The following is a 15,790-nucleotide window of genomic DNA, read 5'->3' as shown; positions in this document are numbered from 1 at the left end:
GCACTTAAGCAGGTTTAATTTCACTGTCTTTGACCACATGTGATAACACAATCTGGGTTTTGGTCTCACCATAGGTGATGAGCTTATCGATAAAAGTCTCAAGATGCTTTTGGTTTTTAAGTACTACCTCCATAACTATATTTTCATTACCTGTGATTCTATAGCAATTAACCACCTCATCAAAGGATTTCACTTTCTCCAAAAAAGGCTTCAGCATTCCCATAAAGGCACGTAGGGTTATTATGGCTTTAAGTTGATAACCAGCCTTAAATGGCGACACATACGCAGTGTAACCTTGAATAACTTCGGCATCCTCAAGCTTTTTAATACGCTCGGCTACAGCAGGAGAGCTAATGCCTATGCGCCTTCCTATTTCTGCATTCGACATTCGTGCATCTTGCTGTAATAGCTTTAAAATTTTCCAATTAAGGGTATCAAGACTCATTTTAATTGTTTTAATGTAAATAAACATAATTTCTAAAGTAAATATATCTATTTTCTTTAAATATTAAAGTATATTATATTTTATAGTACGTAATTTCGTAACCCTTGCTAGTAAAAAATGAATTATAACCTACCTTCTCAATTTGCTGATTTGCCTATATATAGAAAGGCACTAGATATTATTATGCTCTCTAGGAGCATATCTACCTATCTCAAACAAGATTTATGCTATTTAAATGCGGATGGTACTGAAGATAGTCACATTTATTTTTCAGGTGACATTGTTCAACAATCCACTAACCTGGCACCGGAAATTATTAATGCAGAACGTGAACGTCATTCAGACAAGAAGAAAAAACACCTAGAGCGCTTAGATAGACTTACCTATTTATTACACAAGAACTGTAAGCGTCTGGAAAATTCTAATAGTAACGGCAGGGACTACCTACCAATTCTACGAGGTGAACTTAAAAAGTTCAGGAAGTTACAGCGCAGCTGGATGATGACGCTTTAACCTTCATTACCTTATCCTTTTAGGCTTAAGACTTGGGCATTACTCATAAATCCATTTTGAAAATTAAATAGCTGCATGTTCCAAGTATCTGCAATGATAATGTACTGGCATTTTTTTATGCTTTCAGAGAGCCGTAAAATATGGTTATTGGCATTATTTTTGGATAAATAATCGGCATCCTCAATGGCAAATAATTGAATTTGGCCCAAATGAATCCCATTTAAAAAATAGAGCTTACTTAATCTTGATGGTGTTGCAATTACAATATCTTGCCCATAATAGACTTCCTCCTTTTGCTTTTCAATATCATATTCGTCATAAAGTGCGTAAACTCTTAAATCCGTAGATCTTGTAAACCCTTCAAACGCATTCTTTAATATCAAGGCTTCTTGTTTGTCCTTTACAATGACTATTGCTCTTGGTGAATCTTCAAAGGCTTCAGCTTTTAACTTATGCACTATTGCAATAATAAGAGCTGTAGTTTTACCATATTCTTTTGGAGCAATGATGTAAGCACTAGCTCCGCCTTTTAGTACGGGTAAGACTTTTTTCTGAAGTGCGTTAGGCCTTTCCAAACCCAAATTGTCTAAGGCTTCTTTTAATAGAGGGTTTAGTTTTTTGAAGGACATACATCTAGGGTTTTAATACCATATTAAAATAACAGCTCTAAAACCTTGGGCCTCAGCTCTAGTTATGGTTAAGAATAACAATACCTGAATCGTCATTGCCAGTGGTAAATCCCTTAATTTTCTTTTCAGAAAACACGATTCACTACTTACATATTTCTGCGATACTGACCTCCAACTTCAAACAAAGCCGTTGTAATTTGACCTAAAGAACAAACCTTACATACCTCCATTAGAGCTTCAAATATATTTTGATTAGTAATAGCCTTGGTTTGAAGGTCTTTCAATAGTGCTTCCGTATCATGGGCCTTGTGAAGGTTTTCGAGAGTTTTGATTTGAAGTTCCTTTTCCTCTGTTGTGGCCCTAATGACTTCAGCAGGCTGAACCGTTGGAGACCCTTTACTGCTTAAAAAGGTATTAACACCTATTATAGGAAATTCCCCATTGTGTTTTAGAGTCTCATAATATAGACTTTCTTCTTGTATTTTAGACCTCTGATACATGGTTTCCATAGCGCCCAACACACCACCACGTTCAGTTATTCTATCAAATTCCAATAATACAGCTTCCTCAACCAAATCCGTCAATTCTTCTATAATAAACGCTCCTTGAATAGGATTTTCATTCTTAGCTAAACCGAGCTCTTTATTGATAATTAGCTGTATAGCCATAGCACGCCTTACAGATTCTTCTGTAGGTGTGGTAATAGCCTCATCATAGGCATTGGTATGTAAGGAGTTACAATTGTCATAAATAGCATACAGCGCTTGCAGTGTTGTTCTGATGTCGTTAAAATCTATTTCTTGCGCATGCAGGCTGCGCCCCGAAGTCTGAATATGGTACTTCAGCATTTGGGCTCTCTCGTTAGCGCCATACTTATGCTTCATAGCTTTAGACCAAATCTTTCGTGCCACACGACCTATAACGGCATATTCTGGGTCTATACCATTTGAAAAGAAAAAGGATAGATTGGGTCCAAATTTGTTAATGTCCATACCACGGCTCAAATAATACTCCACATAAGTGAACCCATTAGATAAGGTCAATGCTAATTGTGTGATAGGATTCGCCCCAGCTTCAGCAATATGATACCCTGAAATAGACACCGAATAGAAATTGCGTACATTATTCTCTATAAAATAGGCTTGTACATCACCCATTAACCGCAAGGCAAATTCCGTGGAAAATATACAGGTATTTTGGGCTTGGTCTTCCTTTAAGATATCTGCTTGTACCGTACCTCGAACCTGAGCAATGGTTTTTGCCTTTATATCTTGATAGATAGCTTTAGGCAAAACTTGATCACCCGTCACACCTAATAGCATCAAACCTAACCCATCGTTACCTTCAGGCAAATCGGCATTATATCTCGGACGGGGAACCCCTTTGTTCTTGTAAATTTTATTGATTTTATCTTCTACCTCTTTTTCTAAGTCGTTTTCCTTGATGTACAACTCACACTGTTGGTCTATCGCCGCGTTCATAAAAAACCCGAGCAACATGGGAGCAGGACCATTGATAGTCATACTAACCGAGGTCATTGGGTCAGCTAAATTAAATCCTGAGTACAGTTTTTTGGCATCATCTAAACAACATATGGAAACACCGGCATTACCTATTTTACCGTAAATATCTGGTCTGTAGTCAGGGTCATTTCCATATAAGGTAACACTATCAAAAGCGGTAGATAATCGTTTTGCAGGTAGACCCATACTCACATAATGAAAGCGCCTATTGGTGCGCTCTGGACCACCTTCACCCGCAAACATACGTGTGGGGTCTTCACCGGTTCTCTTAAATGGATATAACCCTGCCGTATAAGGGAATTCTCCTGGTACATTTTCCTGTAAGGTCCATTTAAGGATGTCGCCCCAAGCTTGGTATTTGGGTAAGGCCACTTTAGGAATTTGTGTGTGCGATAATGATTCAGTATGCGTTTTAATCTTAATTTCCTTATCTCTTACCTTAAACGTATAGATTGGATTTTTATAGCGATTCACTTTTTCATCCCAACCGGTAATAACCTCCCAATTGTATGGATCTAGATTTAGTTTTACACGGTCAAATTCCTTAAAGAGCAACTCTAAAAACTCCTTTGTACTTGCTTCCTTAACTTGTTTAAGTAGCTCATCTTGTTTCAAACCAAACTTACTGAGATGTGATGACTCACTTTCCACTGAGATACCAGCCACGGAACAAATAGTTTTGTAAATCCCGTATAACTTTTGGGCCACTTCAACCTGCTCGATGGCCTTCTTGTCATAAGCGCGATTATTTTCGGCGATTTCTGATAAGTATCGTGTTCTATTGGGTGGAATCACAAAGATCTTTTCACTCATTTCATGGGAAATCTCGAAAGTGGATTTCAATGGCGAATTCGCCTTTTCAACCAACTTATCCATAATGGCCTTGTACAGCGTGTTCATTCCCGGATCATTGAACTGAGAAGCTATTGTGCCATAAACCGGCAACTCATCTTGTGGAATATCCCAAAGATTGTTATTACGCATATATTGTTTCTTCACATCGCGTAAAGCATCCAAAGAACCGCGTTTATCAAATTTGTTAATAGCCACCAAATCAGCAAAATCGAGCATATCAATTTTTTCAAGCTGTGTTGCGGCACCAAATTCCGGTGTCATGACGTATAATGCCACATCGCTGTGCTCCATGATTTCTGTATCTGACTGACCTATACCTGACGTTTCTAGAATGATTAAATCAAACTCGGCTGCCTTTAAAACCTCTATCGCTTCATTCACATATTTTGACAACGCCAAATTCGATTGACGTGTTGCCAAGCTGCGCATGTAAACCCTTGGCGAATTGATGGCATTCATTCTAATACGATCGCCTAGTAAGGCACCACCCGTTTTGCGTTTTGATGGGTCTACAGAAATAAGTCCTATTGTTTTTTCGGGAAAATCAATCAAAAATCGTCGCACTAATTCGTCAACAAGGGAAGATTTACCAGCCCCTCCTGTTCCTGTAATACCAAGCACAGGGGTTTTAGAGTTCTTATTCTTCTGTTCAATAAGCTCTAAACTTTCTTTAGCGACCTCTGGGAAATTCTCAGCGGCAGAAATTACCCTTGCAATATCCTTGGGGTTCTTTTTGCTTAGAACATTAACTTCTCCGTTTAAAGTATCGCCTATGGCATAGTCTGATCGTTGCACCAAATCGTTAATCATGCCTTGCAGCCCCATCTCACGCCCATCATCTGGAGAATAGATTCTCGTAATCCCATAATCCATAAGCTCTTTGATTTCTTCCGGAAGAATTACACCACCGCCGCCACCAAAGATTTTAATATGGCCAGCTCCTTTTTCCTGGAGTAAATCATACATGTATTTAAAGTACTCGTTATGTCCCCCTTGATAAGAGGTCATGGCTATGGCATTAGCGTCCTCTTGGATAGCTGTATTTACGACTTCCTCAACACTTCGGTCATGTCCTAAGTGAATCACCTCAACACCTGTTGCCTGAATAATACGGCGCATGATGTTTATCGCAGCATCGTGTCCATCAAATAAGGACGCCGCGGTAACAATTCTAACTTTGTGTTTTGGCTTATAGGGTGCAACTTGTTCCATTCGTAAAATTATAGAAATTTAGTGATGCGAATTTACGGAATATTGAAAAAATTATCTGCTTTATTAAGAATAATATAAGGACTTTCATACGTTTAAAATTTATAATTATGTCTTTCTTTTCGGTCCGAAAAAGCTTAATTAGATTTTAGAATAGACTTATATTTGGTGCTTATATAAATTATTATGCTTCAAAAGACCTGTGCTTACTTCGTCGTAATGTTTCTGTTTTTTTCTTGTGCAGAATTACAGCAAGTGGTGGACCAATTGCCACCATCCAATCCGGTTTTAAGCAATGCCGATATAGCTTCCGGCCTAAGACAGGCTTTAAATATGGGTATTGATAAACAAGTTACTAAACTGACACAAAAAGATGGCTTTTTTAAAAATGACCTTGTTAAAATTTTATTACCAGAAGAGCTTCAAAAAGTAGATGATGCCCTCCGGAGCATTGGACTTGGTAATTTAGCCGATGAAGGTATAAAGGTACTTAACAGAGCTGCCGAAGATGCTGTTAAGGAAGCCACACCTATTTTTGTAAATGCTGTTAAGGAGATCACGTTTAACGATGCCAAAAACATCCTTTTGGGAGAAGACAATGCGGCTACAATGTATTTGACCTCTAAAACCCAAAATGAGCTATATGTTAAGTTTAAGCCTGTTATCAATGCCTCCTTTAACAAAGTTGGTGCAGATCAAATATGGACCAATCTCATTACAAAATACAACAGTATTCCCTTAACCAATAACGTCAATCCCGATCTTACGGATTATGTTACCAATGAAGCGTTAGATGGGGTTTACAAAATGATTGCTGTTGAGGAAAAAGAAATACGCACTAATGTATCCTCTCGCACGACAGATTTACTAAAAAAGGTTTTTGTGCTTCAAGATTAATACCTGCATGTTCCTAAGTAAAATCTTATAGCTTTGCTAAACCTTGAAGGTGTCTGTAAAGAATTAAATAATAAAACATAATACATTATTCAATACGGATTTTAGCAGCATGCTAAACTATTAAACTACATTTAATTAAATGCTAATGTTAGGATAACATTTAATGCTCAGAAAATCAACATCTTTGTATTGCAAAAGAACAGTTAGATTAAGTCTTAAAAGAGATTGCAGAAGTTAGTTAGATTAGAAAGTCGGTACACTCGTATCGACTTTTCTATTTTAGGTGATGTAAGGTTTTGAAATAGTCAAACGAATGGCGTAGGCGGCTGCCATACCAAGAGAACAATTCACCGTCAACAATTTTTACCTCCTTGGTCGGAAACTTCTCTTTTATGAATTCTATATCTTCTGTTTTGAACGGAAACGGTTCACTAGAGAGAAAAATACAGTCAGCGTTTTTCAGCACCTTATCCTGAAGTTCAATTTCTGGATAGCGCTCATATTCAGCAAAAACATTTTCAAATCCGGCTTCGTAAAGCATACTGTTGATAAATGTATTTGACCCCGCTACCATAAAAGGATTTTTCCATATAAAATAGGCTACCTTTTTTGTTCTGCCTTCCTTTCTCAGCCAGTTTTTAAACTTGTCATCTTCATTTAAGATGTTATCTAATAAGCTCTTAGCCTCATATTCAACAGAAAAAATAGCAGCATATAACGCTATTAATTCTAGTGCATCTATCATCGTGTATATATCACTGACATGGACGGGGGCAATTTTTTCCAATTGACGAATCATGTCCTTAGTGTTTTCCTCCTTGTTACAAAGAATGATATCTGGGTTCAAGGCTTGGATACGTTCCAATTTAACGGACTTTGTACCGCCGACAACTGTTTTTTTATTTCTAAGATGTGAGGGGTGAACGCAAAATTTAGTCACACCGACGATAGAAGTCTCCAAGCCTAAATCGACTAACAATTCGGTTTGTGATGGCACCAAGGAGACAATACGTTTTGGAACGCCTTGGAGTTGAACAGATCGCTGTAATTGGTCTTTAACTATCATAGTAAAGTGCTAATAAAAAACAGGGGAAAAAATTCAAAAAACACAAACTAGCCAATTTCTATTTTGACAGAACAGCTTGCATTTGTTGCTGGAGCTCTGCTGCTTTGTTTGCTGCAGCTTGCGCAAAATCCTTTTGTTGGGATGCGTAAATAATCCCTCGAGACGAATTAATTAACAAGCCAACCGAATCATTCATTCCGTATTTACAAACCTCTTGCAAATTGCCACCTTGAGCTCCTACACCGGGCACTAACAAGAAACTATCTGGTATGATTTGACGTATATCTGCCAAGTATTCGGCTTTGGTTGCACCTACAACATACATGAGGTTTTCTGAATTCTTCCAAGATTTTGAGGTTTCCAAAACTTGTTTATAAAGCTCTACGCCATCCACACTTTTGGTCTGAAAATCGAAGGCCCCTGCATTAGAGGTAAGCGCCAACAAAATGGTATGCTTATTTTCAAAGGCCAAAAAAGGCTCTACCGAGTCCTTTCCCATGTAAGGCGCTACGGTTACACTATCGAAACCCAAATCTTCAAAGAAGGCCTTGGCGTACATGGTACTAGTATTACCAATATCACCGCGCTTGGCATCTGCTATGGTATAAATTTCTGGATGGTTGGTATTGAGGTAGTGAATTGTTTTTTCAAGGGCTTGCCAACCTTTTAATCCATATGCCTCGTAAAATGCCGTATTTGGCTTATAAGCTACACATAAGTGATGTGTGGCATCGATGATGGCTTTGTTGAAGGCAAAAATAGGATCGTCCGTTTCTAATAAATGCTTTGGGATTTTATTTAAATCGACATCCAGGCCAATGCAGAGAAAGGATTTTTTCTTATGGATTTGTGCTATTAAGTAATCTGTTGTCATAAATACCTATCCCTCATTACTTGAGCTTATAATACATCGTCACTAGCTTTTAACAGCTCAGTGTTTTCCGCTAACATTAATTCGTCAATTATTTTTTGAATATCCCCATTAATAATATTAGACAAATCATAAAGTGTTAAACCGATTCTATGATCAGTTACGCGGCCTTGAGGATAGTTATAGGTTCTAATCTTTGCACTTCTATCACCAGAGCTAACCATACTTTTGCGTTTTTCTGAATCTGCCGCACGCTGCTTTTCCAATTCTAAATCGTACAAGCGCGAACGCAACACCTTGATCGCCTTTTCCAAATTTTTATGTGAGGATTTCTGATCTTGACAACTTACAATCATTCCTGTAGGCTCATGGTGTAATTTAATGGCAGAATAGGTTGTATTTACAGATTGGCCTCCCGGTCCTGTGGATGTGGTGCGTTCTATGCGCACTTCGCTCATATCGAGCTCAAAATCGATGTCTTCAGCCTCAGGCAAGACCATGACCGTTGCCGCACTGGTATGCACACGCCCTTGGGTTTCAGTCTGTGGCACACGTTGCACGCGGTGTACCCCAGCTTCAAACTTTAAGGTACCATAAACATCCTCACCAGTTACTTCAAAAATAATTTCCTTAAAGCCTCCCGAGGTCCCTTCGTTCATGCTTACCACATCAACACTCCATCCTTTATCACTGCAATACTTGGAGTACATTCTAAACAAATCCCCTGCGAATATACTGGCCTCATCGCCACCAGTACCCGCCCGAACTTCCACGACAACATTCTTAGCATCGTCTGGGTCCTTGGGAATCAATAAAAAGCGTATCTCATCCTCAATCTTTGGCAAGGCTTCTTTGGCCTCTTCCAATTGCATCTTAGCCATTTCAACCATTTCATCATCTGAACCATCTGAAATAATCTCTTCGGCCTCTTGTATATTGGCTAAAAGTTCTTTGTAGACAACCCCTTTATCTATGATCTGTTTAAGATCTTTATACTCTTTATTTAGTTTTATATAACGCTTCTGATCTGCAATAATATCAGGTTGAATAATAAGGTCATTAACCTCATCAAACCGTTGCTCAACTATCTGTAATTTCTCTACCATCGATCTTCTGAAAATTGAACATCAAAAATACGATATTTTATGGATTAAAAATTTTTGTTTCAGGGCTAACACTACAAAAATATTTTTGGTGACTTTAGCGTTATCCTATATATGCGAAAGCAAGTCACTGCTATACTAAACTATTATAAACCCCTCGCGCTTTGGTCCTTCCTGTTGACCTTGGCCATTACCGTTATCAACCCGGAACTAATCCTGGCCCTATGCACTAAGCTATTTTTGGTTTTTCTATTGTGGATCATGCTTAGGGATCGTAGCGTAAGAAAGCGTCTGCAGTATTATCGCATAAGTGGTGTCTCTAATTTTAAGTTTTTTACGGTACTTTTTATTCTCGATAGTATTCTTACGTGCTCCTTTATCGCCATTATAAAAGGCTTTATATAAAACTATGAGGCAACTGAGATTTTATATGGCGTTGAGCAATACCGAAACTCATTTTCTCCTTTACATTTTCCTTATAACCCATAATAATATCACCGGGAATAATTCCTACAACAATGATTATACCGGTAAGTGGTTATCTAGGTATTTTATTTGTGGCATTAACTGTGGTGCTACCAAGATTTATCATTAAGTGAATTCATCTAAATACGAAACCTTGCTATTATTAAATTCACAATAAGTGCTATAACGAAGAGCTTTATTTTGATAATATGATAATTTTTTCAACAGTTTACTTCGAAATAGTAAAATATTCGTCGATATTTTTAGCCCTTTAAAATGGTTTAACTGAATTATTTGCACTTCAGCGAATTACATAGGTGACTTTCTTGAAAAGAATTATATTTATGTCAGTAAGATAGTACATCTTACACTATTTCCCCCCTTGATTAATAGCACACAATTAAGCCCCATTCTACATGTAACCTTTTTGCTTACTGTGGTATGCTATTAACATAAATAATACTATTAATTAATTCAAATTTTTTTAACATGAAAAAAATGTATTTAAGTGCAGCAGCACTCATGTGTGGCGCAGTAATGTTCGCACAAAACAACGAAAGTACTGTCAATCAGACAGGAAGTAATCATGACGCTACAATAAATCAGGTTGGACAAAGTAACTTAAGTAACCTTAAACAAGAGGTTAATGCTAATTTAGCAACAGTCAATCAAGAAGGAAATGGTAATATACTAGAAAACTCGAAGCTTCAAACTTCTGATGCTCCTTATGCAAGACAACGTCAAAAAAGTGTATTAGAATTAGACCAAATTGGAGATGGCAATACATTAGGGCTTTTTCAAAGAAGGCAGAAAAATAAAGCTTACGTCTTACAAGAAGGAAATGATAACTCTGCGGATGTATGGCAACGAGCTCAGAATGGATTTGTTCTTGGCAACGAAGCGTTTATTGACCAAGTAGGTGATAACAATACAGGAGACATTTATCAAAAAGGTGACTTAAATGTTGCTGATATAGATCAGAGTGGTGATGGTAATACCGCTTCCATTACACAAGACGGCTTCAATGTTGCACCTGACGGGGGTATAGATAATTATGCAACCACCGAACAAGAAGGTGATAATAATGAGTCAACCACCACTCAAGAAGGTAATAGTAATGCTGCTATTAACGAATCATTTGGAGATGGCAACGTTGCAGATATAGACCAAACCAGTTCTTTAGCGTCAGGTGCTAATGACAACTATTCTAACAACTCTCAAGACGGAAATGACAACACGGCTAAGAGTATTCAAAGAGGAAATTTTAATTTTAGTCAAAATTTCCAAAATGGAAATGACAATTATGCCAGAAGCAGACAACTGAGTTCAGGTAATAGTAGTGATAATTATCAAGAAGGAAATGACAACAGAATTGAGGTAAGACAGTTTGGTGCTGACGGAAACCTTTCTTCCGTGCTTCAGATAGGTGATGATAACTCCTCTGATGTTGAACAATTTGGTGATGGTAATAATTCTGATATTGATAGTAACGGTAATGGAAACATCAATGATGTTCGCCAAGGTTACCAAGACGCAATAGGGGCTCCCATGAGTTCAGGGTCTTTTAGTACAATTTTACAAAATGGAGATTTTAATAGGAGTAATGTGACACAATATGGAACTGGTCACACCAGTACAGTTACACAAACTGGAACTTATCATATGAGTACTGTATTGCAAGTTGGTACAACTAATATTTCTACAGTTACACAGTCTAACAACTAATAAATAAAGACTTTTCATAGCCTTAAAATATGATTTTAAGGCTATGAAATTTTCTATTATCTAAAAATAATTTAATATGAAAAAATTATATATATGTGCAGCAGCACTGATGTGTGGGGCTTTAATGTTTGCCCAAGAAAACACAAGTGATGTGCAACAAGAAGGAACAACGAATACCTCAACAGTTACTCAAACCGGAGAAGTTAACAATTCTGAAGTTAAACAACGTGGAGACTTAAATGTTAGTACGGTGACTTCAACAGGGCGAAACAACAGATCTAAAGTAGGTCAAGTCAATGAGATGAACATGAGTACCGTAACCCAATTAGGGGGAAACAACAACAATTCTCGAGTTAGCCAAGGCCAAATCAATAGCGCTGGTGGCACCTCAAGACTTGGTCGTGAGAACAAAAGTGAGGTTACCCAAGATGGTAATACCAACCGTTCTGTTGTTCAGCAGTGGGATCTCCCTGCATTAGTTGCTGAGCGTAACGAATCCTATGTTGTACAAGACGGAGATCGTAACAGCCAAAAGACCGAGCAATATGGCGATGACAACTACTCTGAGGTTGACCAAATCGGTAACGACAACGATGCAGGTAATAATTCTGAAACTGGTGTATTACAGAATGGAGATTTAAACGACTCTAAATTGACACAGAATGGAAATGGGAATGACTCTGAGGTTACTCAAGACGGCAATAACAACAGAGCAAGAACAAGAGCGTTTGGTGACGGTAACCTCACATTTCTTAGTCAAATAGGTGACCGTAACAACAATGTTACTGAATTTACGGGAAATGCAAACCAAGCCTATGTGACTCAAAGTGGTGACGATAACAGCGCGCTGGTTGACGTTGATGGGGACGACAACCTTGTAGATTTCAATCAAAATGGTAACCGCAACAATGCTGGTGACGATTTCTTACCTGGCGATGGTGCCAATATTATAGGCGATGACAACTTAATGGTCATTAATCAAAATGGGGATGATAACGATGCATTTGGTCGTCAAATTGGAGATGATAACGATATGGTTCTACAACAATTTGGTAATTTAAACGAGTCTAACGTCCGCCAAACTGGAGACTTAAACGAATCTTTTACGTTTCAGGATGGTATAGATAACCGCATTGTAAACAGAATCAATGGCGATGATAACCGTACTGAAGTCATTCAAAACGGTGTAAGAAACAATAACGTTACGGAAGTCCTAGGAGACAACAACGATGTATTTAATGATACAGCTGGTGAAGACAACAGCGCATTAATTGATGTTACTGGCGATGGTAATGATGTGGATTGGAATCAGGAAGGCTTCTTTAATAACGCCGCTGATGATTTCTTACCAGGTGAAGGTATAAACATTATTGGTGATGGCAATACCTATGACTACAATCAAGTTGGTGATAACAACGATATGGCAGGCCGCACCACAGGTGATGGTAACACTGCTAATGGACAACAAGACGGTACTGATAATACCTTAAATCAAGACCAAACAGGTGATGGCAATACAGCAACATCTCAGCAAGGTACTACCATCTGGGAATCAAGAGGTGGTACTGTAGACCAAGATCAACTAGGAGACGGAAACACTGCTTTTACTAACCAAGAAGAAGATGTAAACTCTAGTATTCAGTATCAGGAAGGTGACGGAAATGATGCATCAACTCAGCAAAATATCCAGACTTTTGGTGGCAATAATGAATCTGAGCAAAGACAAATTGGGGATGATAATACCGTAGAAACGATACAAAACGGATCTGAAAATGATGCATTTATCCGTCAGACAGGTGATAGTAACACATCAACTGCAAATCAAAATGGTGTAGATAACCGCATTGTAAACCGAATTAACGGTAATGATAACATTTCTTTTGTTCGTCAATTAGGTGATGGAAACAATAATGTCACCGAAGTATTAGGTGATAGCAATGATATTACAATGAGACAAGGTCAAACCTCAGCTTCTGGTAATGATAATAGTTCTTTAATTGATGTCACAGGCGATGATAACTCTGTTCTATGGGATCAGTGGGGAGACAGAAACAACGCTGGTGATGATTTCTTACCAGGAGAAGGAGTAAATATCATTGGAGATAACAATACTTATGACTTCTGGCAAGTAGGTAATGATAACATGACCGCAGGCCGTACCACAGGTGATGATAACTTTGTTACATCTTACCAATTTGGTGATAACAACATGTCTGATGTGTTACAAACTGGAAATAACAACACGGCTAATACAGATCAAGGGTTATTGTTAGGCCCATCTAGTTTTGGATCTATGAGTTCAGTTCTTCAAACAGGAAATCTTAACACAAGTAATGTATTACAGACAGGTCTTAATCAAATGAGCACTGTTTCACAGATTGGTAATTCAAATATCTCTAATGTAACGCAAAATTAATTTTGACTTTAGATAAATTAGTATAACACTAATTGTAAAAGCCGTTCTTTACAGGAACGGCTTTTTTTATACGTCTTTTTTCACTTGTTGACATTTAAATTGAGCTTATGCTACATGATGTAATCGTATTTATGGACGAGCTTCCCTAATTATCGTAAAAAGTTTAAAATATAGCGGAGTTGTATTTATTTTTTTACTCTGCTGTAGCGGTATTAAAATTATTTAGCCAACATAGGCTCGAGCCTTCAATACTTCTTTTATTAATGATATGGTTAAAAGTTACTTACCGTTAGAAATTTCTACATAGCATTACAATCAGCCTCATAGGCAAAACTAAAAAGGAAGGAAAACCGCTTATTAGCCAAAGTTGTTAGCTCTACTCCTTAATTTTCTAATAGCGAGGTCACTAAGACCCTTCTATAAACTTATAAAGTAATAGCTACTATTTACCTTAAGCCTTGCTTTCGGAAAGTTGCACATAGTTCCATAAATAAAAAAGCACCTAAGATATATCTTAAATGCTTTTTTCTTGTAAGGGTTATAATCAAAAATTTATTCATAATCCGGCATTTTACCATTCGGAATAAACACTGCTCTTTCAGAAGCATTATTAATTTGATCCGGATCAGTATCTGCGATGACTATATTCTTTTGAGATACCCCGTCGTTGGAGGTATTGGTAAATATAATTTCCGCCTCGTTTGGGGTAAACCTACAATCAAAATCATTGGTACCGCCGGGTTTGCCGTCTGAAAGGTCTACGGCTGTTGCTGTAGCCCTATCAAATAAAAAGACCCTTGCATTCAACTGTCTGTAGTTTGGGCTTTCAAACCCTGACACATCATACCAGTACAACACCGCTTGGTTGTTCACTGAAATATCTAGCCCTCCTGCAGCACCATCAACACCAGAAAGGATGTCATCTAACAAGGCACCCGAATTATCTATGGTAAAAATCGAAACATTATAACCACTAACATCATTGGTCTTAAGTACGGTAATACTCTCGTCTTGGCTTATAACGACCTCGGTGATAAAACTACCATCTGTAGTTTGATAAATTTGCTGCAGTCCTTCGCCGTTAATGTTTACGGAATACAAACGATCAAAATTAGGATAAATCAAACGATCTCCATTTTGGGTCCAAGCAAAGTCAATTTCTTCTAACTTAAAGCCATTAACCGGAACTTGTGAGGTAATTTGGGTCACGTCAGAGCCGTCTTCGTCCATAATAAAAATATGAGTTTCTGAGCCTACATTAGATAAGAAGGCAATTTTATTCACTGAGGTATTTTGGCGCGGCCTGTAACTGTTAGAAGAAGCAGATGTTAGCATTAATTCATTACCTTCCTCATCTGCTGAAAAAATCACGTTATTACCGTTAATTTCCCTGACAAAGACGTATCGGTTTTCTGGTAAAGCAATAGTATTAAATACACCAACCTCACTTTGGATGACGTCGTCGTTAATATCATCTTCAGCACCAACTTGCCAGAAGTACTTCAAACCAAAGCGCAAACCAGATACTTCAACTAATGTATCGTTTACCGTTGAAAAGGATAAGATTTCATCATCTACATTATTCCGCAATTCTATGGTATAGGTAATATCATCATCGTCTGGATCACTACCGGACCACACCAAGGTTGTATTTAATGGAATATCAACGGCATTGTCTGCTGGCGTCTCCAAAACTGGTGTGTTTGGTGGTCTGTTATTCGCCGTTTCCACCTGGAGCTCAAAAACCACGTTAACCGCTGCACCTGAAGATGTGATTTCAGCCGCTTCAAATGTGGTTAAATACCCCTCTAATTCTGCTTGGACAGAGTATTGCTCTACGGGAATATTTTCAATGGTAAACGCTCCTTCAACATCAGTAAAAACGGTACTCGTATTAGGATTTGTAGAAATTTTTACGTTTTCTAAAGGTTCGTTTGTACCATCAGCGACCACAATACCCGTAAGCGTACCGGTCTCAAAATTATCTATGGTGTCTTCGCTACAACCCATCGCCAAACTCGCGAAGCATATCATCACGATTATCCTGTTAATATACTGACTCATGTTATTTTT

Annotated in this window: 11 protein-coding genes; 4 read left to right on the top strand and 7 right to left on the bottom strand. The window is 37.9% G+C overall.

From position 1 onward, the window contains the following. Positions 1-4: 4 nt before the first annotated feature. Positions 5-445, bottom strand: a complete 441-nt coding sequence (locus CA834_RS09935) for an Lrp/AsnC family transcriptional regulator (RefSeq protein ID WP_094968773.1) — start codon at positions 443-445, stop codon at positions 5-7. 117 nt (positions 446-562) lie between these two features. Between CA834_RS09935 and CA834_RS09930 the strand changes: the two genes are divergently transcribed. Further along, positions 563-958 (top strand): hypothetical protein, encoded by a 396-nt coding sequence (locus CA834_RS09930; RefSeq protein WP_094968553.1) that lies wholly within the window; start codon positions 563-565, stop codon positions 956-958. Positions 959-969: 11 nt separating this feature from the next. Here CA834_RS09930 and CA834_RS09925 read toward each other — a convergent pair whose 3' ends face one another. After that, the gene (locus tag CA834_RS09925) at positions 970-1,587 is read right to left on the bottom strand and encodes a DEAD/DEAH box helicase (protein ID WP_094968552.1); all 618 of its coding nucleotides are present in this window, start codon (positions 1,585-1,587) and stop codon (positions 970-972) included. A 146-nt stretch (positions 1,588-1,733) separates the two neighbouring features. Beyond that, positions 1,734-5,177, bottom strand: a complete 3,444-nt coding sequence (locus tag CA834_RS09920; RefSeq protein ID WP_094968551.1) for a methylmalonyl-CoA mutase family protein — start codon at positions 5,175-5,177, stop codon at positions 1,734-1,736. A 183-nt stretch (positions 5,178-5,360) separates the two neighbouring features. On the opposite strand from CA834_RS09920, the gene CA834_RS09915 reads away from it, so the two are divergent. Next, positions 5,361-6,071: a DUF4197 domain-containing protein gene (locus CA834_RS09915; RefSeq protein WP_094968550.1), complete on the top strand. Its 711-nt coding sequence runs from the start codon at positions 5,361-5,363 to the stop codon at positions 6,069-6,071. 274 nt (positions 6,072-6,345) lie between these two features. Here the strand turns inward: CA834_RS09915 and CA834_RS09910 are convergent, their stop codons facing one another. Genes CA834_RS09910 through prfA form a run of 3 tightly spaced genes read right to left on the bottom strand, consistent with a single transcriptional unit; the run spans position 6,346 to position 9,114 of the window. Further along, complete coding sequence (locus tag CA834_RS09910) at positions 6,346-7,137, bottom strand: ABC transporter substrate-binding protein (RefSeq protein ID WP_094968549.1); 792 nt, start codon at positions 7,135-7,137, stop codon at positions 6,346-6,348. Positions 7,138-7,195: 58 nt separating this feature from the next. Continuing rightward, on the bottom strand, positions 7,196-8,011 hold the full coding sequence (pyrF, locus tag CA834_RS09905) for an orotidine-5'-phosphate decarboxylase (protein ID WP_094968548.1): 816 nt from the start codon (positions 8,009-8,011) through the stop codon (positions 7,196-7,198). Positions 8,012-8,037: 26 nt separating this feature from the next. Then, positions 8,038-9,114 carry a peptide chain release factor 1 gene (prfA, locus tag CA834_RS09900; RefSeq protein ID WP_094968547.1) on the bottom strand — a complete coding sequence of 359 codons (1,077 nt, stop codon included), beginning with the start codon at positions 9,112-9,114 and terminating at the stop codon, positions 8,038-8,040. Positions 9,115-10,065: 951 nt separating this feature from the next. On the opposite strand from prfA, the gene CA834_RS09895 reads away from it, so the two are divergent. Beyond that, a complete protein-coding gene (locus CA834_RS09895) occupies positions 10,066-11,301 on the top strand; it encodes a hypothetical protein (RefSeq protein ID WP_094968546.1) in 1,236 nt (411 codons plus the stop codon). A 76-nt stretch (positions 11,302-11,377) separates the two neighbouring features. Continuing rightward, positions 11,378-13,717 carry a hypothetical protein gene (locus tag CA834_RS09890; protein WP_094968545.1) on the top strand — a complete coding sequence of 780 codons (2,340 nt, stop codon included), beginning with the start codon at positions 11,378-11,380 and terminating at the stop codon, positions 13,715-13,717. 552 nt (positions 13,718-14,269) lie between these two features. Here CA834_RS09890 and CA834_RS09885 read toward each other — a convergent pair. Beyond that, on the bottom strand, positions 14,270-15,781 hold the full coding sequence (locus tag CA834_RS09885; protein WP_165764789.1) for a carboxypeptidase-like regulatory domain-containing protein: 1,512 nt from the start codon (positions 15,779-15,781) through the stop codon (positions 14,270-14,272). Positions 15,782-15,790 lie beyond the last annotated feature (9 nt).

The sequence above is a fragment of the Winogradskyella aurantia genome (assembly GCF_002266855.1).
Lineage (GTDB): Bacteria > Bacteroidota > Bacteroidia > Flavobacteriales > Flavobacteriaceae > Winogradskyella > Winogradskyella aurantia.
This window is presented reverse-complemented; position numbering and strand designations above follow the sequence as displayed.